22 protein-coding genes and 4 pseudogenes are annotated in these 21,618 nt (G+C 66.2%); 8 read left to right on the forward strand and 18 right to left on the reverse strand.

Annotation, left to right across the window (positions count from 1 at the left end):
* The 5 genes and pseudogenes from P3H15_RS28045 to P3H15_RS55795 all read right to left on the reverse strand — a co-directional run.
* Nucleotides 1-211: glycine cleavage system protein H (locus P3H15_RS28045; RefSeq protein WP_369426205.1), on the reverse strand; the 211-nt coding region annotated here is incomplete at its 3' end.
* A gap of 385 nt (nt 212-596) precedes the next feature.
* Nucleotides 597-884, reverse strand: coding sequence for a LuxR family transcriptional regulator (locus P3H15_RS28050; RefSeq protein ID WP_276140231.1), 288 nt, complete (start codon nt 882-884; stop codon nt 597-599).
* Nucleotides 881-1,318, reverse strand: coding sequence for an RICIN domain-containing protein (locus P3H15_RS28055; protein WP_276140232.1), 438 nt, complete (start codon nt 1,316-1,318; stop codon nt 881-883). Before P3H15_RS28055 ends, P3H15_RS28050 begins: the two co-directional genes overlap by 4 nt.
* 724 nt (nt 1,319-2,042) lie before the next feature.
* Nucleotides 2,043-2,399: a hypothetical protein gene (locus tag P3H15_RS28060; RefSeq protein WP_276140233.1), complete on the reverse strand. Its 357-nt coding sequence runs from the start codon at nt 2,397-2,399 to the stop codon at nt 2,043-2,045.
* Between the two features lie 40 nt (nt 2,400-2,439).
* Nucleotides 2,440-2,631: pseudogene (locus tag P3H15_RS55795) on the reverse strand (helix-turn-helix domain-containing protein); the annotation flags it as partial.
* Between the two features lie 177 nt (nt 2,632-2,808).
* Between P3H15_RS55795 and P3H15_RS28065 the strand changes: the two are divergent.
* Nucleotides 2,809-2,994, forward strand: a complete 186-nt coding sequence (locus P3H15_RS28065) for a hypothetical protein (RefSeq protein WP_276140234.1) — start codon at nt 2,809-2,811, stop codon at nt 2,992-2,994.
* 134 nt (nt 2,995-3,128) lie between these two features.
* On the opposite strand, the gene P3H15_RS28070 is transcribed toward P3H15_RS28065, so the two are convergent.
* On the reverse strand, nt 3,129-3,581 hold the full coding sequence (locus P3H15_RS28070) for a PDDEXK nuclease domain-containing protein (RefSeq protein WP_276140235.1): 453 nt from the start codon (nt 3,579-3,581) through the stop codon (nt 3,129-3,131).
* A gap of 338 nt (nt 3,582-3,919) precedes the next feature.
* On the opposite strand from P3H15_RS28070, the gene P3H15_RS28075 reads away from it, so the two are divergent.
* Together P3H15_RS28075 and P3H15_RS28080 are read left to right on the forward strand one after the other, a co-directional pair.
* Complete coding sequence (locus P3H15_RS28075; RefSeq protein WP_276140236.1) at nt 3,920-4,129, forward strand: hypothetical protein; 210 nt, start codon at nt 3,920-3,922, stop codon at nt 4,127-4,129.
* Nucleotides 4,130-4,377: 248 nt separating this feature from the next.
* The gene (locus P3H15_RS28080) at nt 4,378-4,845 is read left to right on the forward strand and encodes a hypothetical protein (protein ID WP_276140237.1); all 468 of its coding nucleotides are present in this window, start codon (nt 4,378-4,380) and stop codon (nt 4,843-4,845) included.
* Nucleotides 4,846-4,871: 26 nt separating this feature from the next.
* Here P3H15_RS28080 and P3H15_RS28085 read toward each other — a convergent pair.
* From P3H15_RS28085 to P3H15_RS28105, 5 genes and pseudogenes are all read right to left on the reverse strand, one after another.
* Nucleotides 4,872-5,454 (reverse strand): annotated as a pseudogene (locus P3H15_RS28085) (hypothetical protein); the annotation flags it as partial.
* A 9-nt stretch (nt 5,455-5,463) separates the two neighbouring features.
* Nucleotides 5,464-5,691 carry a hypothetical protein gene (locus P3H15_RS28090; protein WP_276140238.1) on the reverse strand — a complete coding sequence of 76 codons (228 nt, stop codon included), beginning with the start codon at nt 5,689-5,691 and terminating at the stop codon, nt 5,464-5,466.
* Nucleotides 5,692-5,880: 189 nt separating this feature from the next.
* Nucleotides 5,881-6,198 carry a hypothetical protein gene (locus P3H15_RS28095; RefSeq protein ID WP_276140239.1) on the reverse strand — a complete coding sequence of 106 codons (318 nt, stop codon included), beginning with the start codon at nt 6,196-6,198 and terminating at the stop codon, nt 5,881-5,883.
* A 216-nt stretch (nt 6,199-6,414) separates the two neighbouring features.
* Nucleotides 6,415-6,951 (reverse strand): annotated as a pseudogene (locus P3H15_RS28100) (AAA family ATPase); the annotation flags it as partial.
* A 749-nt stretch (nt 6,952-7,700) separates the two neighbouring features.
* Nucleotides 7,701-8,411 (reverse strand): hypothetical protein, encoded by a 711-nt coding sequence (locus tag P3H15_RS28105; protein ID WP_276140240.1) that lies wholly within the window; start codon nt 8,409-8,411, stop codon nt 7,701-7,703.
* 386 nt (nt 8,412-8,797) lie between these two features.
* Between P3H15_RS28105 and P3H15_RS55535 the strand changes: the two are divergent.
* Nucleotides 8,798-9,105, forward strand: a pseudogene (locus tag P3H15_RS55535) (phosphatidylserine/phosphatidylglycerophosphate/cardiolipin synthase family protein); the annotation flags it as partial.
* A gap of 209 nt (nt 9,106-9,314) precedes the next feature.
* On the forward strand, nt 9,315-10,715 hold the full coding sequence (locus P3H15_RS28110) for a sensor domain-containing diguanylate cyclase (RefSeq protein ID WP_276140241.1): 1,401 nt from the start codon (nt 9,315-9,317) through the stop codon (nt 10,713-10,715).
* Between the two features lie 239 nt (nt 10,716-10,954).
* Here P3H15_RS28110 and P3H15_RS28115 read toward each other — a convergent pair whose 3' ends face one another.
* Together P3H15_RS28115 and P3H15_RS28120 are read right to left on the reverse strand one after the other, a co-directional pair.
* Nucleotides 10,955-11,389, reverse strand: coding sequence for an SRPBCC family protein (locus P3H15_RS28115; RefSeq protein ID WP_276140242.1), 435 nt, complete (start codon nt 11,387-11,389; stop codon nt 10,955-10,957).
* A 228-nt stretch (nt 11,390-11,617) separates the two neighbouring features.
* Nucleotides 11,618-12,964, reverse strand: a complete 1,347-nt coding sequence (locus tag P3H15_RS28120) for a serine/threonine-protein kinase (RefSeq protein WP_276140243.1) — start codon at nt 12,962-12,964, stop codon at nt 11,618-11,620.
* 588 nt (nt 12,965-13,552) lie between these two features.
* On the opposite strand from P3H15_RS28120, the gene P3H15_RS28125 reads away from it, so the two are divergent.
* Nucleotides 13,553-14,035 carry a GNAT family N-acetyltransferase gene (locus P3H15_RS28125; protein ID WP_276140244.1) on the forward strand — a complete coding sequence of 161 codons (483 nt, stop codon included), beginning with the start codon at nt 13,553-13,555 and terminating at the stop codon, nt 14,033-14,035.
* Between the two features lie 789 nt (nt 14,036-14,824).
* On the opposite strand, the gene P3H15_RS28130 is transcribed toward P3H15_RS28125, so the two are convergent.
* From P3H15_RS28130 to P3H15_RS28145, 4 genes are all read right to left on the reverse strand, one after another.
* On the reverse strand, nt 14,825-15,427 hold the full coding sequence (locus P3H15_RS28130) for a serine hydrolase domain-containing protein (RefSeq protein ID WP_346348807.1): 603 nt from the start codon (nt 15,425-15,427) through the stop codon (nt 14,825-14,827).
* Nucleotides 15,428-15,536: 109 nt separating this feature from the next.
* Nucleotides 15,537-17,222: an RICIN domain-containing protein gene (locus P3H15_RS28135; RefSeq protein WP_276140245.1), complete on the reverse strand. Its 1,686-nt coding sequence runs from the start codon at nt 17,220-17,222 to the stop codon at nt 15,537-15,539.
* A gap of 82 nt (nt 17,223-17,304) precedes the next feature.
* On the reverse strand, nt 17,305-17,604 hold the full coding sequence (locus P3H15_RS28140) for a hypothetical protein (protein WP_276140246.1): 300 nt from the start codon (nt 17,602-17,604) through the stop codon (nt 17,305-17,307).
* 107 nt (nt 17,605-17,711) lie between these two features.
* Complete coding sequence (locus P3H15_RS28145) at nt 17,712-17,990, reverse strand: hypothetical protein (protein ID WP_276140247.1); 279 nt, start codon at nt 17,988-17,990, stop codon at nt 17,712-17,714.
* A gap of 44 nt (nt 17,991-18,034) precedes the next feature.
* Here P3H15_RS28145 and P3H15_RS28150 point away from each other — a divergent pair, with 44 nt between their 5' ends.
* Complete coding sequence (locus P3H15_RS28150; RefSeq protein ID WP_276140248.1) at nt 18,035-18,544, forward strand: hypothetical protein; 510 nt, start codon at nt 18,035-18,037, stop codon at nt 18,542-18,544.
* A 784-nt stretch (nt 18,545-19,328) separates the two neighbouring features.
* The gene (locus P3H15_RS28155; RefSeq protein ID WP_276140293.1) at nt 19,329-20,579 is read left to right on the forward strand and encodes a pitrilysin family protein; all 1,251 of its coding nucleotides are present in this window, start codon (nt 19,329-19,331) and stop codon (nt 20,577-20,579) included.
* Nucleotides 20,580-21,281: 702 nt separating this feature from the next.
* On the opposite strand, the gene P3H15_RS28160 is transcribed toward P3H15_RS28155, so the two are convergent.
* Complete coding sequence (locus P3H15_RS28160; protein WP_276140249.1) at nt 21,282-21,449, reverse strand: hypothetical protein; 168 nt, start codon at nt 21,447-21,449, stop codon at nt 21,282-21,284.
* Nucleotides 21,450-21,618 lie beyond the last annotated feature (169 nt).

Raw genomic sequence — 21,618 nt, forward strand, 5'->3', positions numbered from 1 at the left:
GCGGGGCGAAGATGTCGGAGACGCTCTTGGTGGATTCCACCTCGCCGAACGACTCGCCCGCCGTCACGTCGTCGTCGACCGCCGGAAGCTGGACGAACACGACGTCGCCGAGCTGGGACTGCGCGAAATCGGTGATGCCGACGCGCACCGTCGTGGGCCCCGTCCGCTCGACCCACTCGTGCTCGGCGGTGTATCGACGATCGGCGGGGATCGTCCTGTCCGACGAAGTCCCGTCCGTTCGGTCCGTGGATCTCCCGTCGGACGATGCCTGGCCGGAGGAGTCGGAACTCGACGACGCAGACGAGTCGCCGACGGACGGTGCTGCCACCGCCATGCCCGCCGACGCGACCGCAAGCCCTATGCCCACTGCCACCGCCAGCTCGCCGAGGTGCTTGAGGTGCTTGTCGTTATTCATGAGTTACTCCTCCATGAGGACGCTTCGAAGTGCAGTCCGGACGCACCATCCGAGGGCTACCGGCTTATCGCCTCGAAGCGCCTCTCGAGTTGCATGGGACAGCAATGATCGTCACGCTCGGTCGCGGATCTGAACCGCATAGTCGACTACGCGATTTTCCGGATACTGCGGCGACGCGCGATCAGCGCAGTCTGGCGTGGTAGCGGTGGCCTTCGACTGTGCGGATGGAGACTCCGAGGCGTTCGGCGATCTCTTTGTTGGTGAAGCCCTGGGAGACGAGGGCGACGATTTCGCGCTGCCGCCTCGTGAGTGGGGTGGTTTCGCCGGCTTGGCGCAGTGCGTGGGTGTTGAGCCCGCAGCGGGTGCCTGCCAGCGCCCTGGCACGTTCGATGGCTATTAGCGCAGAACCGTGATGTTGCTGTTCGCGGAAGAGAATCCGGCCTGGGCGGAAGTCGCGGACCGGCCTCACACCACGAAGCTCCATTGCTGATTTGGTCGCCCGGTTCGGTCAAACTGGATGATACCGGCTCTGTCGAATAACGATCCACCCTCGACATCGAGCATTTTGCCGGAATTCATTGCGCGGAGCATGAAGTGACCGTCGGGCAATTCTTCGACGGCGAAACGCTGATTCGGACCTCCATGTTGATCGAATTGGATCAGCCGAGCGAGATTGGCGTTGGACCCTCCCTCGATGTCGAGGACCTTTCCCGAATGCTCAATTCTAATAACGAAGAATCCGTCACCCAATGGCTCGAAACGAAATCGCTGGTTAGACCCTCCAGTCGGGCTGAATTGGATAAGCCGCGCAAGGTTGTCGGCGGACCCGCCTTCAACATCGAGGGCCTTGTCGGAGTGGTTGGCAATGAGACTGCCAAAAACATTGACTTGCGGCATGACCATGATCGAAATTCCTATCTTATGCGAGGATCTTTGCGTTTCTTGGTGTTCGTTGGCGGAGCAGACGGATCCATCTGTGCAGTGCGATTCTCAATGCCTACGGATTCTCAATCCGAATTGAGGGGATCCTTCGCGCTCACTAAAGTAAATCTTCGCGGGTATCGTCGCACTCGCTAGAGTAGTCTTCTACTCGAATTCGAGAGACTCCTACTCGACTACTCCTCCGAGCCGCTCGGGTGGCGCCCAGGACTCCTGATCCGGAAATCCCCTTGACTACGGGCTGCGTCGGTGACCGGCGTAGCTTATGGAGCCGGGTTCTATTGTGGCGGTGTTGGCTTCGGCTAGTAGTCCGTACACCACGCACAGCTCCCAGTAGTGCCGGTAGGCCGTCGCGTCCCCGGGCCGCCGCCGCATCGGCGAGGTAACCGCGTGGTGAATCCGAATCTCGGGCGGATATTTTCGGGGGCTGGGTCGGACCATCGTTCCCGGCCTCGCAGAACTCACCGAGGAGGAGTACACCCACCGCGCCGACCACATCCGACAGGGCTTGCGACCCACCGACGACAACTAGCACGCTCCGCACACGGCCGAACCGGGTTGCGCGGTGAGCTGTTACCCGCTCGAACCGTGCGTTGTGCGCCAACCAGCACGCTCGACGATCGGCCGGACGTTCTCGAGGCACTCCGCTGAGACTGTGCTGCCTCAGGACTTCGTGAACACATCTGTCTCAGGACTTCGTGGACAGTGCGGTCAGTGGTTGGAATTTAACTGATCGGTTGAGTGTGAGCTCGCGGGCGATGACGTCACCGACCAGGACGGTGACGTCATCGCCTCGCCAGTGCAGCACTGCCTTGCGGTTCCCGTCGATCTGCCACAACCCGCCCGGGTCTGCGTACTCGAACCGGCGTCGGGTCTTGGGCCGCTTGCGCGGTTGCGCGACGATCTGCCCGTGGTCGACCAGGATCCGGTACACCGTCGCCCGGGACGGGAACGGATCGAAACCGAGGCTCTCGAGCCGCCAGGAGATGCTCTGCGGCCCGTTGTCCAGGCCTGCATCGTCGAGTTCCTTCCGGGCTCGGAGCACCGCCTCGCACAGCACCGCCGACGTTCGGGGTCGGACAGGTGTATGGGGCGGTGGAGCGCCTGGTGAGCCCGTCGGCGCCCTCGGCTGCGAACCGGGCAACGTACTTGTAGAACGTCGTCCGCGATATTGCGTGGGTTCGGCAGAACTCGGCGACGTTGACGTCCTCGCATTCTGCGACCCGGACGATCGCGGACACAAACTCTGAATCCATCGAAAACCCTTTTCCGCCCATCCCCAAGAATCCCAGGGACGGGCCGGTAAGTGTCCACGATGTCCTGAGACATCAAGTGTTCGCGATGTCCTGAGCACACACAGACACTCCGCTGAGACATCGGCAGCACGACGCCCCGAGCCCTTACTCGTGGTGAAATGCCCGGTGGTGATTGACGTGCCAACGGAGGAGACAAGGGTGAGTGATCGAACCACGGCAGATCTCGAGCGTGAACTCCGCATGCTCGCCGCCGTCCGCGCCTACCGGCGGGACGCGGAGGGGACGGATATGCGCATTCCGACCACCGCCGTCGACCACGTGCTCGACGAACTCCACCAGACTCGAACCGCCAGACCCGACCACGCCAAACACTGCTCTCGATAGGGATCGTGGCCGTAGACAGCTCACGGGCTCGGCCCAGATCTGACGATCAACGACAGAGCGCGATGTCGGACCCCGCCCCTACCCTCCGGTAACAGCACGAAACGGGCGGAGGGAGGGCAGGGCGATGACCACCGTCACCGGCAATCCCCTGCCGCTGCCGGGGATGCCCTCCCCCACTCCTGCACCCGCGCTCGAACTGCTGGTCCTGATCGGTGCGCCACAGCCGATCCGGGCCGCGAGCTGGTGCACGGCGTCACCCCCATGACCAAGGCGATCTTGCCGTGCGAGGTCGGGTCATTCTGTTCGCCGAGCGCCACCATCCAGTAGGGGCTGCGGAATTCGTCGTATCCGTCGGGCATACCTAAATGGCTGTGCGACAAAGACATCATCGCCTTCGACATCGAAGTGGTCCTGGCGCCAACGAACGCGAACCCGGAGCCGAGCTCACGAAGGGTGTCGATGATGCGCTTGACCGGCCGATCCTCGAGCTGGCGCTCGGCGGCGTCCCCGTCGATGGCGAGGAACTCGAGCGTGAACGGATCCTTGGTGCCGGTGCCGGTGCCGGCCGGGTTCAGCTTTGGGGACATCGAAAATGCAGCGGCGGTACACGGTCGAGCGTGCGACGCCGAGCACGTCGGCGATCTCGGTGACGCTGGGACCACACAACGAGCAGGTCTTTCGGTTCGAGCGCTGCGAGGGCGGCGCGGATCCGCACCCGTCCAGCGTAAATCGAAATAGCAGACACGCTCTAGCTGCGATGGCACGTGATGTCGGTATCCGACTGGCGTCGCGAGATGACCGCCCGCTTCGCGGTGTCGTACGAGATCACCGCGACCGCCACGGCTGCCTGAACACAGCACCCCGCCAAAATCTTCCCATCCGCCACGAACCCAAACTGACTGCGCCACTGCGACTATTACTTAAGATGACGATGCCCGGCCAGCTCCTCACCTTCTGCCGCGATCTGCGGGGCCTCTACCCGGTCGGAGTGCGCCTGGCGATCGTGTGCGAGAACTTCTCACCACATCTGACCACGATGAGATGCCGTCGCGTCCCCACCCGGGCGGAATTGGGGATTATGCATTCTCGCGTGCGCTTCCAACTTGCCCGCATTGTCAAGGGAGAAATTGCCTGAATCGTCGCGTCCGCACTATCCGCGGACGGTGGCGTGAGATCTCCCGGATACAGGTAGTCCGCTACTCGTTACACGTAGGCGGGGTGCTGAGAAGATTCATTGGCAAAGCCGCTCCTCGGCGTTTGATGAGATCGAGGCTCCGAAGCCATCTGCGTGCGACAAGATTCCGTTCACACCGTCAGTGGCATTGGCGCTGAATCGGATCAGCGAAAGTGGCACGGCTACGAAACTACAGATAGGTGGAGGTCATGATTCTGTGGCAGATGTCGTGTGGCATCGCGGTAGCGGGTGCGGTGGGCGGGGTGGCAGCCGCGCTGATGTCGGAGGACAGAGGCTTCGTTCTGCCGAAGAAGGTCACCGAGGCCTCGGGCACCATCGTCCGTCCCGGTTTCATCGCGCTGGTGGTGATCGGAGCAGTGGCCGGCTTGCTGTCCTGGGGCCTGTACGGCCCGTTGGCGAACGCAGGGCTTTTCGAGGAGGTTGATAGCTCCTGGTTGACGTTGAGTGCGATCGCCGGCGCTGCCTTGGTGGGTACCGGGGGCTCGAAATGGCTTTCCGGGCATGTCGACAAGACTCTGCTCCAGCAGGCTGCAAGTGCGGCTGCCCGTTCGAATCCTGCGAGCGACGCGGACGTCGAAAAGATTGCCACCGGAACACCAATGGAGGCGCTGGATGCCGCGACAAGCATTGCGTCACCCGCCGCAGACGGGGTGTAACCATCTCACCGCAATCTTGCCCAAGCCCGGACCCGGTAGTCATACCCTCATCGGCACCGTTACGCACCATCACACCACCCGTGACCCGGATCACCGCCCGCTTCGGGGTTCCGTTCGGCCGCAGCACCCCCGCCTGCTTCATAATATCCTGCGCCTTCACAGTTTTCAGTTTCTTGCTGGCATCGGCCCGCAACTCATTCGTCTCCCCGACCGATACCTGGACACCGCGGAGCGGGACCTGCCGATCGTCGCCGCCACCGCATCGATGCCGCCGAGGCGTTCGATCGCGGCACGGCGTTGGGCTCGCTCGAGAACATCCGCGTGCGGGATGCGATCCTATTGCGCCCACGGGCGCAGTGTGCGGTCCGACGGGGTGCGGCCGGCGTCGATCGCCGCCTGCCGCAGCCCTTCGTTGCCGAGCTCCGTGCGTAATTGTTTGACCGACACCTTGCTCGTCAGCCCGGCCAGACCCCCGCTCTTGACCTGCTTCGACTTCTCGACACCGCTGGTCGCGGCGTTGGAAACCGAGACCTTGAGGCCTTCGAGACCGACCGCCTGCTGCGCCGGCTTCGTGGTGCGAGGCTTCGGAAGATGCAGGGTGAGGGACATCGCCCCCGGCTACCAGCGGTGGACGACGCTCGGGTTCGGCTCGTCGCTGCCTCGAATCGCGACCGGAGTCGCCGGCGTGATCAGGAGGCGAACCGTCGAGTTCTGGCTGACGAAACCAACGAATCCGCCGTTGCCGTTGTCTGCAAAGATGCCCCGGATAGCGTCCTCGAGGCCGTGGGCGGCGGCCGCATTGGCGAGCGGATAACGGACCCCGTCGTAGATCGCTTCGTAACCCATGATCCTCCTTCCGCTGGTGTCGTGCTGCTCACAGCGCGAGAGCGCCGACCTTTACACGAATGCACCGCGGGCATCAGTAGTTCTGGTTGCGGTCGGCACCTGGACGTCCGCCGCGGGATCTGCCGCAATACTGCCGGGGTGACCTGTGCCGCGAGCGAGAAGTCCGGGGCCGACGGCCCCACCGGGAGTTCAGGAATGCCTCGGCAGCCCGAGCGCGGCGGCGTGCTCGCGCAGGTACTCGCGCAGATACGGCATGGTGAAGTCGAGCATCCCATGACCAACCGACGCGATCAACTCGGCGTCGATCAGCCGCAACCGGTACTGGCTGGCGTAGGTTCCGTCGACGCCGAGCCGGACCGCGATCTGACCGATCCGGCTCGGGCCGTCGTCCCGCGACATCGCGACCAGGAAACTGCGATCGACATCGGAGATCCCCGCGAGGCTGGGCTCGAGGACCAACGATCCGATCCGGCGACCGTGCCGCGGCGACACTCCCAGTGACATCATCCGATGAGACCACCGCTGCGGTCCGGTTCTGCCGCCAAATATGGCATCCGACAAGCTGAATCAGAAACGGGTAACCATTCGTGGTCTCCGCCGCGGTGCGGCAGTCGGCCTCGGCGATCGAGCGCCCCGTCCCCTCGATCGGCTCACGGATAGCCTGCGCCACCTCGTCGAGGGGCACCGCACCCAGGGAATGGCGGTCTGCACGGCGCAGGAAGGTCAGACGTCGTCGTTGAGGAGATCACTGATCGAGGCGGGCAGACCGGCAGCGACGAAGGCCAGTTCCCGCTCTTCGCGGATAGCGTGCTGGACGATCGCACCGAGGGCACGCAGGTCGTCGGCGAGTTTGCGGTGGATCTCGTCGACGGTGATCAACAGGCCGGTCTCGTGTTCGGCAAGGGCGTCGGTGAGTTCCTCGATCTGGTGACGGAGGCTCACTGCCGGCGGCGATGAGTCGGTGGTCCAGTTGACGCCCCCGATCCCGGCGGCCGTGATCCCCGACGGGCGCCGCTTCGTCCCCCCGTTGCCGGCGTGCTCGCGGAGCAGCCGGGGCAGGTGTTCTCCGGTGAGCCGGTCGACCAACCCGGGTGTGGCGGTCTCGGATACGACGAGCCACCCACGGCTGCGTACCTGCGCCTCCGCCTCGTTGAGCATGACGGTCTTCCCGACCTCGCGGGCCCCGGTGTAGATCGTCGCGCACCTTGGAGCACCGGGACCGTCGCCGAGGGCGTCGCCGAAGTCCTCGACGAGATCGGCTCGACCGACCGGGGATGGCGGCGGCGCCCCGAACTACGGGGTGAACGGATTCCTCATACCGAGGACGCTCCCAGCCCCTTTAGCTTTTTTAGCGTTTTTAGTTTCTTTAGGGTTGGGTAGCGTTTCCGATCCTGCTCCCAGCCCACCTGTCCTGACTCAATGCATCTGATGCCGACTTGGAGAATCTGATGTCGGCGGCGGTCAATCTGATGCCCGGCGCAGTGAAGCTGATGCGGAGTTCCGGCCGCCGGTAGAGGTGATCGCTCATGGCGATTACTGTCCGGTGTAGTCGCAGTCGTTCAGGTCCGGCAGTAGGTCCGAGTGGCCCGCCGGACCAACTGAAAACCGGTCTCGACATTCACTTTCGGCACCGCCACACTCGAGATGTGGGTGCCGGCGTCGATAGCGCACATGTCGGACAGGGGTCGAGTGTCGAGTGGGCCGGACAGGATGGGCCGACCGGCCCGGGGCCGCGTACCGGGCTAGCCGAACGGATCCGCGGCGACAGCGTCGAATGCGTCGTCGTCCGGCTCGTCCTCGAAGCAACCGTAGGGGACACCGCCCGCGGTGTAGCCGACCACGAACATCGACCCGCTCGTCCACCACGATCCGATCGAACACCGATGCCGGTCCGCCTGTGATGTCGGTTGGTCGTGGTGCTTGCCGTTTTCGTGCCGGCGTGTGCTGTGGCTCGGCCTACGGCCCATGGAGTCGGGCGTTCCCCTCGACGTCGGGTGTGTTCGTGGCGGTCACATCGGTCCCGCGGCCACCGAGACGTGGAAGTTCCCCGCACCCACGGACCGCTCGAGAGTCGCAATGACGGCAGCCGGATTGTCGTAGGGCCCGTTGAGGTAGAACGGCTGGCCGTCCCTACCGAACTCGATCCGACCCGGCCCGTCCCACTCACCCAGGAATGCGGCGGCATCCTCATCGAAGGCGCCGGCGGGCTCGAAACCGAGCCCCCGCGCATAGTGCACCGCCCCCAGGATCAGTTCGCGGCCGAGTTCGATCGGAATCTCCACCGCCGGACGGTCGAACGCTGCGTAGTAGGTGCGGATGGCGGTGGGGATCCTGCCCGCGTCCATGGTTTCGGGGTCCCGGGTGTTCTTCACCCCCAGGCAGTGCACGTCGGCCAGGTACCCTCGCAGCGTCGCCCGACCACGCCGCGGTCCCTCTCGTGCCACCAGCACCTGCGCGAAGCCTTCGGCCTCACCGGCGGGAGCGTCCAGTTCCGCCCACTCCGGATGACGCTCGAGGCCCAGCCCGACACTCCAGCCACAATTGACCCAGCACCCCAGCACCCGCCCCAATCCTTGGGACACTTCGGCCTCGGCAGCGATTCGTCGCACCAACGGCGCCACCACCGACGGCCGCACGCCCAGAGCGCGCGCGATCACCTTCGGCGGGACACCCTGCTCCCAACGCCGCCGCACCTGCTCGACCAACTCCGCATCGTCCATGGCACCCCATTCTGCTTCACCGATCGGGAGCTCCCGCGTCCGCACATGTCGGGCCAGGTGAAGGGCCGTGATACCGATCGTCGGCGTCCAGCACGTCGTTCGTGGCGCTCTCCCTCCGTCATCGGCTGGGACGGTCGGCTCAGAACCCCTTTCGATGCGCCGGCGACGGGGAGTGTGTTGGCGCCCTGCGGCCGCGAGAGGCGGCCTCGTTACCGCCGAGCCGGACGAGGCAGATCCGTGAGTGTCACAGAAGGCTTGCCCGATCGCCGGAGTTATGCAGCCGCGGGAGGACAGTCGTAGCCGCTGCCCAGCATCGGCCTCCGATTCCGGGCGAGCCTTGGCCAGGGACCATCGCCCGCCCGGGCCGGTCGGCCGATTACCGTCTGTACCAACTCGAATCGCTCCGCCTCGACAGAACCAGCGCTGTCCGGCGCAGCGACGTAGTCGTCTCCGTCGACGACGGATGGATTTACCCACCGGCCGTCGTGGTGTCCGACCCCATGAAGATCCCGCTGGTCCGGTAGGGCGGTGCTGTACTTCCTGCGTATCCGCACCGACCTGCCCCCGCTTCCCCTCACCGAGGCAGAGAAGGCGCTCACCGACCTCGGGCACCCCGGCTCACGGTTGCGGACCGACCACTACGTCCGCTCCCCCCACCCTCCGGACCGCGCTGCTGGGACTGTGGGACCTATGACCCTCAGCGAGTCTGTGTCAGCGTGAGAGTCCGTTGCAAGAACCGACGAACCCGACGGCCGAAACGCGACCCAGGATTTGGACGCATCGACATCGACTGATCGAACCTGTCGGTGTTCACTCGAATCATCACCAGCACTGCGACGGCTCGACCCGAGCGGGTGAACACAAGGGCGGCGCCCGTCATCGACGCCGGGAAGGACGACCGGGATGAAGCCGGATGCACCGGAAGCCCGCATGCTGCTGTCGGTGATCGAGCACGCCCAGAACCTGGTCGCACTCGCCGACTACGACACCGGTCGCGTGCTCCATCTCAACCCCGCCGGAATGCACCTGATGGGCTTGACCGACGAGGCCGCCGCCGCCGCTCGCTGGGCCCCCGAATTCTTCACCGATGTCGGATTCGTGCAGGCCCCCGAGATGGAATCGGCCCTGCTCGAACAGGGCCAGTGGGAGGAGCGGTCGGAGTTTCGGAACTTCCTCACCGGTGAACCGATCCCGGTGACCCTGTCGGCCTTCGTGGTCGAGCGCAGTCCGCAGGACCGCCCGACGGTGATCGCCTGCATCGCCCAGGACCTGCGGACCGCTCAGGAGCACGAACAGCGCCTGCATGCAGCGTTGGAGGCGGCCGCGTACCGGGCCCGCGAACAACGCTCCCTCGCCGAATTGAGTCAACTCGCCGTCGACGGCGACCTCGACCAGGTACTCGCGGCCGCGGCGGACGCCGCCGCCGCGTTGATGGGGGTCAACTGCGCCTCGGTGGCCCGGGCCGAAAAGCCGGGCGGCGCATTGCGGGTACTCGCCTACCGCGGTCAACCACCCGCCCCGGAAACCTTCACCCCCGGTGCCGATTCCCAACCCGGCTACGCAGCCGCCGTCCACGAGATCATCACCTGCCCCGACCGGTACGGGGAGCACCGGTTCTCCACCGAAGCCATGAACGCTCGGGGGTTACGGAGCGGGGTCTGCGTTCCCATCGGCGCCGAGCCGGTGTGGGGCGTGCTGACCGCACACAGTGCCCGCCCCCGCGAATATTCCGACCGGGACGTGATGTTCCTGCGCTCGGTGACCGCGGTGCTGACCGCGGCGATCCGGCGCATCGAGGCCGAGGAGGCGCTGCGCTATCAGAGCCTGCACGACCCGCTGACCGGGCTACCGAACCGTGCCCTGGTGCATCAGCAGATCGACGCCGCCCTGGACGCGGCATGCGGGAGCCAATACCGGGTCGCGGCGTTGCTGATCGACGTCGACGAGTTCAAGAGCCTCAACGACCGGCTCGGCCACGCCGTCGGGGATGACGCCCTCATCCTGTTGGCCGAACAGCTCCAGTCGGTGGTGCGGCCCGCCGACACCGTGGCCCGGATCGGTGGCGACGAATTCCTCATCGTGTGCCCCCAGACCACCTCGGTCGAGGAGACCATCGCCATCGCCACCCGGATCACCGAACTACAAGTCGGGGCCGATTCGGTCGGGCACGAACTTCGGTTCACCGCCAGCGTCGGCATCGCGCTGGCCGGACCGCAGGAAACCCGGCGGACGTTGATCCGTCGCGCGGACGCGGCCATGTATCAGGCCAAGACAACCGGAAGTGGGTACGCACTGGCACCTTGAGGTGAGCTTCGCGCAGCCCACCGCTCAGGCGCTACGGACGTCCGGTGACAAACCCACAGTTCGACGGATCCCGGAGCGGTACGAACCATGTCGCCATCGACCCGCGCGACACGCCGAAGAAGAATTACCAAACCATGATCGGACCATACTGACGGCTGCGCCAGCGACATGTCCGCGTCGGAACGCTACTAGTCACAGCGCTTACGGCGAAGTCAGCTCGAGATAACCTCTGGTGCGTGCTAACGGCCGCCCTGGAGGCGTTCCTGGAGATTCCGGTAGCTTGTCGGCGCTCCCTTACGTGCCAGCCGGCGAACGGCGAGCGGCACGATCAGCTTGCCGATCCCGTGACCCTCGAAGTCGAGAGCGATCGTGACACGCGACCGTGCACGGTCCTCGAGGGGGTCGATGGTGATGGTCACGTTCGGCCTGACCGGCCCGTCGACACCGCGAACGGCCCAGCGTCGGGGCGGGTCGATCTCGGTGACCTCTTGCGTCATCGTCCGGTGCGCGCGGCCGATCCGGCGAGTGGTGGTGAATCGCGCGCCCACCTCGGCCGGCCGGTCCCCCTCCCCGCGCACCTGCACGACGTCGTGCTGCCACTCCGTGAACCGCGACGGGTCGGTGGCGTACGAGAACACCACGTCGGGGGGACGGTCGATTTCGAAGGTGGACACGATCGGCGACATTGTTTCTCCCTCTCGTTGCACCCGCCATACTCGATTGTTGTTCGTTGCTGCGCCGACGGAAAGCAACCCGCTCGGCTGCCACGCTCCAGGCCGACCAACCGGATGCACGCCGCTGGCGTTGTCCGCAGCATCGGCGACAGCCACCCTCTGAAAAATCCGGACCCGAGAACACCCGAGGCCCCGGCGCCGTTGAGCTCTCCGAGGCCATCGGGCGCGTCACCGGTACCGACCGTCGCCGGTCGCACCTCGCTCGATCGCGGGAGCCCAGCACGGACCGTCCGGCGGCGGGGTGTGCTCGTAGCCCGGATCGCAGGGCAGCACCTGCGGCGCGACCGGTGCCGGCGCCGGTGCCGACCCGGGAGCCCAGCACGGACCGTCCGGCGGCGGGGTGTGCTCATAACCCGGATCGCAGGGCAGCACCTGCGGCACGACCCCTCCCGGTGCCGACGCCGGTCCCGGTGGCGATTGCGGCGCGGATTGTGGAGTCGGTGTGCGTGGGGCCGCCTCCTGCAGTGCAGGATCATCCGCGAGCTGCGTTTCCGTCTGCGTATCCGTCTGCGGTGGCGTCTGCACCGATCGTGCCCGCCCCGCGGCCGCCGGGTTCGTCACCGCGGTCGGCGCCGTCGCCGATGGTGGCGAGGCCGGCCGCGCCGCGCTCACCACCGGGGCGGGGCCGGCGACGTCCGGCGAGTACGACCCCGACCCGAGGATCACGCCGCCGACGACAGCGAGGATCGCCGCGAGCGCAAGGCCAGCGACCAGGACACCGCGGCCCCAGTCGACCGGAACGCGCGCCGGAGTGAGCCCGGCGGCGGGCTGCGGCGGTGCGGCCGGCGCGAGAGTGGCAGCGGGCTCCGGTGGTGTCGCCGCCGCACGAGCGGCAGCGGCCAGCTCACCCGCCGACCGATAGCGCCGCGCGGGTTCGACCGCCGTGCCGCGGGCGATCACCGCATCCAGGCCAACGGGCACCCTCGCGATCACCGACGACGGGCGCGGCGCCAACTCGGTTCCACTCCACGACGGAAACAGCGTGCCGGTCAGGCATTCGTACAACACGGCGGTCAGGCCGTAGACGCCCGACGCGGCGCCGCGAGGGGTGGGGAGCCCGACGTCGGTCAGTTGGATCAGCCCGCCGTCCTGCACGAGGACGTTCGCCGACGCCACTGCCGGCTCGACCAGTCCGGCCGCGCGCACGGCGTCCAGCGCCGACGCCAGCTGCTCGACCACTCCGACCGCGCGCGGGACCTCCATCGCGCCGGTGGACCGGAGCATCGTCCGCAGTGTCGTGCCCGGGGTGATCGGCGTGGCGAGGAAGAGCCGGTTACCGATCTGCCCGAAGTCATGGACCGGCAGCACATGCGGGTTCCGGATGTGCGCCACGATGCCGGCGTCGCGTTCGAAACGCGCGCGGTACTCGTCGTCCTCGGTAGCGTCCGGCGGCAACGCCCGCACCGTGACGTGCCGAGACGTGACGGTGTCGAACGCCGCCCAGACCTCACCGGTCCCGTCCACCGACAGCGGACGGTCCAGCCGGTACCTGCCGAATAGGGCTCCACCCTGCATCGTCACTCTCCCCCGCTCGAACCGGCCGCGTCCGCGGCACCGTGCACCGGGCAGGGCCGCCCCCCGCCGCCACCGGAATTCTATGCGGACGATGCCGGTGGCGTCGCGCTCGATTCGTGAACCCCCATCGTGTGCAGTGCCTTTCGTCTCCCGGGGTGGAGGAACATCACTACCTGATCCGGCCCCAATCAGGTGCGAAAGGGGGGAGAGCATGAGCGAGAACGAAACAGCGGTGCACGCTTCGAGCCCGACCAGCACGCCGAGGCCGATCGCGCAGTTGATCAACACCGGGACGGCTGACGTGCAGTCGCCCGCTGTTGTTCGCCAACCTGCCAGACGTCGGACGCCTCTTCGGTGGTACCGATGGCCTCATCCTGGCCCTGCAGCACCGCTGGACCAATCGCTTGGCCGCGAAGGCTGGTGTTTGAACTGGGCAACCGAGCCGCCCACGACCAGCGCCATGCCGGTCCAGAGAGTCCAGGTGATCATCGTCTCGTGTGCCCGGCGCGCCGCACCGACGGGACGGCGGTGCTGTTCGTCACCCACGAGACCTGGTCCAGCCTCGGTGGGGCGAGGAAAATAGGGACGATGGTTGACATCTATGAGGTACCCGCAGGAGAGCCACGCCTGACGTCATTCCTCCAGGCGCAGCGCACCACCCAGATCGCCCGGCGCGGCGAGTTGGTCGACGCACGCGACCGCCCGGCCCTGATCGCATCGACCGACGACGAGACGGTCGGGGTGCTGATCTACGACATCGACGGCACGAACTGCGAAATCGTGAACATGCGCGCGTCCGGCCAATGGGGTGGCGTCGGCACGGCACTCATCGAACGCATCACCGAAGTCGCCCGTGCACAAGGCTGTTCGCGACTGTGGTTGGTCACGACGAACGACAACCTCGACTCGATGCAGTTCTACCAGCGGCGCGGCTTCCGCCTGTCGGCCGTTCGATGCGGCGCAGTGGACGAGGCGAGACGGACCCTGAAGCCGGACATCCCCGACGTGGGCTACTACAAGATCCCGCTTCGGGACGAAATCGAGTTCGAGCGCGACCTCGGGCCCGCGTAGGCGAGCCAGCCCCACTCCCCCGCGCCCGATCGAGCCCGCGGGGCCCGATGTGCGCAAGTCGGCTGACGCTCGGATCCGTCCGGCTTTCTGCCAGCCGTGCTCATTCAGAACGGGGGCGACGTCTGCGATGCGGGTATGGCCGGGATGCAGTGGCAAGGTGGCGGTCATGTCGCCGTCCTGGGTTTGGATCTCGATTGGCTCCTGAAGGAAACCGAAGGTGGCGTACGGGCCTCCTCGGTGGTGGGGTCGAGGCCACGGTTGAACGCCTTTCGCCGGGCGCGGAGCATCCAGAGGATCACCCCGAGTCGGGCGCCGATCTGTGATCAGGATGTCCCTTCGGTGAGGGCGTCGGCGACTGCCCCGGCGAGCCGTTTCTCAGCCTGCTCGCCGGCGGAGACGGGCTCCCGGACGGCGTCAGGGTCTTCTGCTGGCCGGTTCGATGGGTTGTGGGCGTGATGCTGCATAACGGTCCCGAGGGTGCGGGACGCGACAACCATGGGCGAGCCTCTCAAGGGTCTTCGCGGGGCGCACGTCGGGGGGCGCGAGTGGAGCATTCCGGGTTGGCGCGAGGCCGCCTGGAGCCACGTCGAGCGCCTGCGTGCGTGAGTCGTCACCGCTGACGTGCCTCACGTGACCGTCGACGCCATGGACGCGATCGAATCGAATCTCCGACCCCCGTCAATGGGCCACATCGCGGTATGAGCGGGACAGCGCGGGCCAGGAGGGCACGGCCGGGAACGAGCCGGATCGGGTTCGGTGCTCGCACCGGGGCGGGTTCGGCGCGAAATGTCAGCCGCCGGTGCCGGTGGTTGCCGTCGCGCCGCCGGCGGGCGTCGTGGCCGCCGGAGCGCCGCCCGTCGTTCCGGGCACCGCGGCCGGGTTCCCGGCGGGCACCGAACCCGCACCGTAGAAGACCGGCAGGATGCCTTTGAGGAGCGTCAGGGCCGATCCCTCACCGGAGGGCACGGTGGCGAGGTTCGTGCCGATGACGATCCTGAGGTCGGTGTTCGGGTCCATGCCCATGAAGGTCATGAAGCCGGGAATCTGGCCGTCGTGGCCGATGAGGGGACCGAACCGGGCGATACCCAAGCCGTATCCGGCGGCGGTGCGGTTGGCCGGATCGGTCGGTTGGATGCTGTCGAGGCGGGCCTTCTGCATCTGCTCGTCCAGGAGTCCGCCGCCGACCAGTGCCTTCACATAGGTTTCCATGTCTGCGGCCGTCGAGATCGCGCCCCCGGCCGTCCACGCCCATGACGGGTTGGCGTTCGTCTCGTTGTTCGGCATCAGGGTGCCGGCTACGGCAGCGGCCTGCTCGTCCGCCGGAAGCGCGTAGGTGTCGATGGTGGAGACGTTGGTGCCGAACGAGTAGCCCTGCGGATGCGGTTCGGGGATCGAGGAGTCCGCGGGCGCGAGCCTGGCTGGTCACCGAGCGCAGAACTCCATAGTAGCCATGCGGCGCGATCGTGATCGGTTGCGCCGAATGGGCTTTCGGCCGTCGCGGTCAGAGACGCCAGCGCTGGTTGTTGCCGCCGTGGTACGGGAACTGGATGAGCCGGGCGCCCGCCTCGGTGGAGCCGCCCTGGACGTCGATGCACAGGCCGCTGTGCTTGGCGATGATCTTGACGTGTCCGTTGCCGACTCCTTCCAGGCGCCATTTCTGATTCCCGCCACCCCAGTAGGGCCACTGCTGAATCACGGCGCCTGCCGCGGTGGAGATGCCGGTGACATCCAGGCACATGCCGGTCTGCTCGATCATGATCCGGTAGTAGCCGTCGCCCACCGGATCGAGCCGCAGCTTTTGACTCACGCTTCCCCAATAATTCGACTGGATCAGGGGCGTACCGGCGAAGAGTCCGAACGCGGTGGCATCGATGACTTTGCCGCTGTGCAGCGCGGTGATCGGCGCGTGACCGAGGCGCCAGAGCTGGTTGTCGGTCCCCTTCTGGTCGAATTGGATCACCTTGGCGCCGGGATCCGGCGACGCGCCGAACACATCGAGGACCCGATTGCTGTGCTTGGCGGCGATCCGGTAGTAGCCGTGGCCCGCCGGGTCGAGCCGGAAACGCTGGTTGTCCCCGTTGGTCCGGTCCCACTGCTGCACCCTGGCGCCCGCGGCGGTGGAACCGCCCGCGACGTCGAGCACCTTGTTGCTGTGCGTGACGACGATGGTGTAATAGCCGGTCTCGACCCACTCGAACTTGAAGAGCTGGTTGCCCCCACCCCAGTAGTCCCACTGGGTGGCGTCCGCGCCCGAGGCCATCGATACGTCCTTGATGTCGAGGCACTTGCCGCTGTGCTTGACGAACAGCGGACCGGTCGGCGGGAACAGCCGCCGGACACCGTCGATGTCGTCGGCGGTGAGGACCCGCTTGATCGAGTTGGCGGCGGTGGTGTCCTGCATGACCGTTCCGGCGACCGAGTGCTTCAGACCGAGGAAGTGACCGATCTCGTGCAGCGCGACCGTCTCGACATCGAAGGAGCCGGCCGCCAGGCCGACGACCCAGGTGTGTTCCTGGTCGTCGAAGTGCATGGGGCGGGGCAGCGCCTGGCCGTATGCCCCGCAGCCGGGCGGGTAGTCGCAATGGGCGATCACGTCGCGGGTCGGCGTGACGGTCATATTCGTATCGCCGCAATTCGAGTTACCCCACCGGATCAGCAGATCGGGCGACTCGGAGGCCGCCACCTCGCGAAAGGCGATCGGAGCCGCCGCCGACCAGGTGATGAAGGCATCGCGCACCGCCTGGCGCTCGTTGTCGCCGGGGATGTCGGCGGTGCCCGCGTCGAAGGCGTAGGAGAAGTCCGACTTCTTCCACCGGCAGCTGACGACTTCCGACCTGGGCGCGATCCCCGGCTCCGGGTCGGGGAGCAGGCACCGGGGCTGGATCATCATCTCGCGGGTGTCACTGTCGAACAGGCCGGTGACCCGCAGGCCGTGCACGTCCTGATAGCGGGCCAGCGCGGCGGAAGTGACCGCGTCCAAGATGCCGGTCACCTTCTCGCGCGCGGCGTCGTCCTCGCCCGGCGGGACCGCCGGATCGGCCGTGAGGTAGCCGAACTGCCACAGGAACTGCTGTACCTGCGCGAAACCGCCGGGCGCCTCGCCCAGCCTGGCGTCCGGCACGAAGCCGATGCCGGGGTGCTGCTCGACGGGAGCTTGGTAGCCGGGTCCGCTTTTCAGGTCTGACATCGGATTTCTCCTCGATTCGAACAACAGGGTTCGTTACTGTTCCAAGGTCCGCCGCCGCCGCGGCGTTGTATCGAGTAGTCGACTACTCGAAATCTGGGCCGCGGCGCTGGCGACCGAGAACGCGACCGCGCGGCCCGTACAGGGCGACGAGCAGCCAGTTCACCAGGTAGGTGGCGGTGAAGCCACGGTCATAGCTCTGGTTCTGGTCGAAGAACGCGGCCTCGGTCGGCGAGAGATCGAACCCGGAGGAGAGCGAGAGGCCGTAGTCGCCGAATTGGAGGCGTCGACTGTCGGTCAGGATGTTCTCGAAGTGCGCGTCGAGGTGCAGCAGCCCACGGCTGTTCATGAACGCGGTACCGCCGGCCGGTTCCCGCTCCATCATGGCGCAGGCCCGGCGGCCGCCGTCGCCGTGGACCTGGCCGCGAAGCGGCGCCTTCGACCTCGAGGGACCCTCGCAGGGTTACTGGCCCCGCCAAGCGCCGAGCCGGTCTACCCCGGAGAGGAACCTCGCCGCGGCCCCGACAGCCCTGCGTACCGCGCCCGGATGCTCGACACCAGATGTCTGCGGCAGCCCGCCGAGTTCCGCGCGAACTCGACAAGGCCGTCGCCCTGGCGGCCGAGATCCGCGCCTCCGGCGCCGCGTTCACCCTGGTCGTGCACGAACACAAACGACTCGGGCGCGGAATCGAACTCGCCGCCCTGGCCGAACAGCTCAAAGCCGCCAACATCGGACTGGAATTCCTTACCGGCGAACTCCAGAGCTCCCACGACCCGTCCGGGGTGGTGTTCACCGTGCTGGCCGCTCTGTGGGCATGGAACGCGAATACATCCGCGACCGCACTCTCGAAGGCCACGAATCCGCCCGCCAGCGCGGCAAATCCATCGGCGGGGTCGCCGTGGTCGACGAGGCGATGCTGTCCATGGCGCTGCACCTGCGCGAGAACAGCCACAGCCTGCGCGACATCGCTGAGGCGCCTGGTGATCACCAAGGGCAAGAAGAAGGGCCAGCACCTCTCATCGGCTACGGTGATGCGGTTGCTGCGCGACCACGACCGCAACACCGAACAGACCGCCGAGCCGAGTCGAGGCGGGCACCGACGACCGCTGCGCCGGCCGCAGCACCCCGCGGCGCCGACGCCGCCGAATGGCAGAGATTCGGTGCGCGCCTGCGAGTCCTGCGCCGCGAAGCGCGCAAGACTCAGGACGACATTGCGGCGGTGCTGTCGATCCCGTGCAGCGCGGCGCGGTCTCCGAGCTCGAACGCGGCAACCGCAAGCTCTACAGCGGCGAACTCGCGCGGCACGACCGCTTCTACGGCATGACCGCTGATGACATCCTCCGATCTGCCCGGTTCCTACCAGCATGCTGCTCGGGGTAGACCTGCGCTCGGCCGACTACCAAGCGGTGCTGGCCTACGCCGAATACCTACGCTACCAGCGCATTTGAAAGGCACTGCCCGGGTACATGCGGTGGGCTTGACTAGGGCCGACCGAATCCGATTGAAAGGTTCGCACTTGTCTAGGGCGAGGAATCTCCCATCGGGGCGGGTGCCGCAGCGAAGAGTACGCCGCCGCTGGCGGGGTGGTTCATATCGACACGCGGCGCGTGCGATGAGTGCTGCTCATTGCCGAGTTCGGCCAACCGAGCTGGGGCAGAAACACCAGCTGAACAGGACTTCGAGCATCACTGAACGCGACTCCGAACATCGACAGCAGGACGCGCACTGAACTTGTGGGCTCCCCACAAAGACCCGGATCCTTGGAATTGGGACGGTGATCCGACCACTCGAAATTCCGACAAGTGCTCAGGTCATCGCGTCTCGAAAGTTAGTCCCACAATTGCGTGTCACAACATTCGTACGGACCTAACTTTCGACACGCGCCCGGGTATGGAATGGGATAACGTCGGGGTGCCCGAGAGAGCCGTGCCACGTAAACGGCCCGCCTCCCACGGTTCGACCTGCTCTCCTAGAGCGACAACACCCCAAGCGTTCCGAGAATCACACCGCTACCTTGCACTTCGGGTCAGCCTCAGGAGTCTGGGGCCGAAATGGCCCGTGACCAATGCCCGTGGCGGAGTCGATCCCGAGTGCCTAGACTGCTACGGATGGCTCGAATTGTCTCCGAGACTCTCGACAACGGCCTCCCCCTGCATCGGATTCGCGTCGATGGCACGCGGGCAACCACCATCATGATCGCCTTCGACGCGGGCGCACGCGCCGAGCGGCGGGATGAGAATGGAATGGCACATTTCCTCGAGCACGTGGTGTTTAAGGGCGGCGAAAAATACGAAGATCACCGCACCATCAACCGCACCGCCGAACAGCTGGGCGCTCGGACGAACGCAGCGACTTCCCACGACCTGGTCACGTTTCACATCACAGTTCGCGCGGAGGCGGCAACGCAGGCCATCGACCTGGTGACCGACTTCGTCGCTCGACCTCGGCTCGACGAAAACGATCTCGACAAGGAGCGCGGTGTGGTCGCCCAGGAGATCGCACGCTACCTCGACCAGCCTGCCTACGTTGCGAGTCGAATGAGCACTCTCGCAACCTTCGACGACCACCCGCTCGGCCGTCCCGTCCTCGGCCGAGTGGAACACCTGCCCACGTTCACGCGTGCGGCGCTTCTGTCGTTCCGGCAACGCCGCTGGGCTGGGTGTCGCGGCGGCGCATTCATCGTTGGCAATACCGACCACGTTTCCGATGATGGCGAAATATCCGACCTGTTCGAGCGGTTCCCCACGCTCGCCGAGCCGGAGCCATACGAATCGGCACCCGACTTTCTGCCGCGGACGCTGGTCGAGCGGCGCGACACCAATCAGTCGCATTTGCGAATGAGTTACCGCCTCGGCTACGACGTCGCCGATGCCAAGGCGCGGGCCGCGGCGAGGATCTGCGCGATCATTCTCGGCGGCTCGCCGAGCTCCAGATTCAACGACGAGATCCGCGAACAGCGCGGGCTGTGCTACTCGATTTCTGCGGGTATCCGCGGGTGTGCCGACGTCGCGGTGCTGAACCTGGCCGCCGGCCTCGCGTCCGCGAATTGTGTCGAGGCGTACACACGAATGCGCGAGATCCTCGCCGAACTGTGTGCCCAGGGACCAACCGATGAGGAAGTCTCGCGAGCACGCGCGGTCGCTGCCGGGCGTTGGGTGCTGGCGTTCGAGGACACCTACACAGTGGCGCTGCATACGGCACACCAGGCGATCGTCCATCATGGCGATCTTGATCCGGACGTCCTCATCGGCGACCTGGACGCGGTCACCATCAATGAGGTACAAGACATCGCGAGTGCCATCGATCCGGACAAGCCGTCGGTTGCCTGCCTCGGTCCGCACGACGCAGAGGAATTCTGAGCTGCGCAGGCGGATCGACCCGGCGAACATCTACGTGGACAAGAGGTCCGGAGGCCGCGGGGCCGGGTCCTGAAGGATTCCATCCACCTAGTCCGGTCGCCTTCGACAACAGGTGGGCACAACCAGGAAGAAATCACTGTGTCCGGTGACATTGGATTGTCCTCCTCGGTGGTGGAGCTGTGACCTGGGCCGAGGAATTTTGACTGGCGCGATTCGGTTGTGCCTATGCCCGTTTCGGGGGATTCCGGAGGATCCGTCGCCGAGTGCGCGGTGCACGAGGCGATGGAGTTCCCTGTCGGCATGCATGACCGTTGCCGTGGTCGATCCCGACGAACGAATATTGAGGCCGTCGCCGGCCGTGAGGATGCTCTCGGCCGCGGAGTTGAGATGCAATACCCGGCATCCAGCCCCGACAATCACGATGCCGTTTGGGACCGGCTGCATTTGCTCCGGCAAGGTCAGCCTGTCGGCGAGCGAGATCCGCGACTCTGCCTTGCGTACGGATCGCCTGCTGAACGTGCGGAACCAGCTGGCGCATCGGTGTCACCCGCTCGGTTATGCCGAACGGCTCCGACCGCCGGGGTGCCGCGACGGCGAGCCACGCGCATCGAGCGCTACCGGTGAGCCGGACGAAAACGCCGTCTTCCACATGATTGGAGCGGATCCAGTCGACGTGGAACTCCGAGTGCATGTGGGGAAGGATCAACTCGTTCCCGTGCGGACCAGGCCGACCGGGCATTCAGCAATGGCCGCCGTGACATGGTCGAGCCGACAATAGTATTCGTTGTAGGTCTTCTTCGCGGACGGGTCGGCACCGACGTTGCGGACCTGGATCTCTGATTCGCGGGTGGCCGACTGCGCGAGTCCCAAGCCTCCAGCAAACCCATCGAATGCGCTGACAAGCTCGGCAAGGGTCGCATCCCACCGCTCTGGGGGTGACGGCCGCGGCGTAGATGGCGGAGACGAGCCGCGAAAAATCGTCGACTGTGACCATCGTCCAGCACTCCCTGCCCCGGCATTGGGCAGCGCACCCGGTCTT

The organism is Rhodococcus sp. T2V, from assembly GCF_029269925.1.
GTDB classification, from domain to species: Bacteria; Actinomycetota; Actinomycetes; order Mycobacteriales; family Mycobacteriaceae; genus Rhodococcus_F; species Rhodococcus_F koreensis.

Bases quoted from the DNA above. Each gene is read 5' to 3' on its own strand.
- P3H15_RS28055 (WP_276140232.1), bottom strand. From the start codon at position 1,318: ATGGTCATGCCGCAAGTCAATGTTTTTGGCAGTCTCATTGCCAACCAC.
- P3H15_RS28070 (WP_276140235.1), bottom strand. From the start codon at position 3,581: ATGTCCCCAAAGCTGAACCCGGCCGGCACCGGCACCGGCACCAAGGAT.
- P3H15_RS28075 (WP_276140236.1), top strand. From the start codon at position 3,920: ATGACGATGCCCGGCCAGCTCCTCACCTTCTGCCGCGATCTGCGGGGC.
- P3H15_RS28080 (WP_276140237.1), top strand. From the start codon at position 4,378: ATGATTCTGTGGCAGATGTCGTGTGGCATCGCGGTAGCGGGTGCGGTG.
- P3H15_RS28090 (WP_276140238.1), bottom strand. From the start codon at position 5,691: ATGGGTTACGAAGCGATCTACGACGGGGTCCGTTATCCGCTCGCCAAT.
- P3H15_RS28095 (WP_276140239.1), bottom strand. From the start codon at position 6,198: ATGATGTCACTGGGAGTGTCGCCGCGGCACGGTCGCCGGATCGGATCG.
- P3H15_RS28105 (WP_276140240.1), bottom strand. From the start codon at position 8,411: ATGGACGATGCGGAGTTGGTCGAGCAGGTGCGGCGGCGTTGGGAGCAG.
- P3H15_RS28110 (WP_276140241.1), top strand. From the start codon at position 9,315: ATGAAGCCGGATGCACCGGAAGCCCGCATGCTGCTGTCGGTGATCGAG.
- P3H15_RS28120 (WP_276140243.1), bottom strand. From the start codon at position 12,964: ATGCAGGGTGGAGCCCTATTCGGCAGGTACCGGCTGGACCGTCCGCTG.
- P3H15_RS28125 (WP_276140244.1), top strand. From the start codon at position 13,553: ATGGTTGACATCTATGAGGTACCCGCAGGAGAGCCACGCCTGACGTCA.
- P3H15_RS28135 (WP_276140245.1), bottom strand. From the start codon at position 17,222: ATGTCAGACCTGAAAAGCGGACCCGGCTACCAAGCTCCCGTCGAGCAG.
- P3H15_RS28140 (WP_276140246.1), bottom strand. From the start codon at position 17,604: ATGATGGAGCGGGAACCGGCCGGCGGTACCGCGTTCATGAACAGCCGT.
- P3H15_RS28150 (WP_276140248.1), top strand. From the start codon at position 18,035: ATGGAACGCGAATACATCCGCGACCGCACTCTCGAAGGCCACGAATCC.
- P3H15_RS28155 (WP_276140293.1), top strand. From the start codon at position 19,329: ATGGCTCGAATTGTCTCCGAGACTCTCGACAACGGCCTCCCCCTGCAT.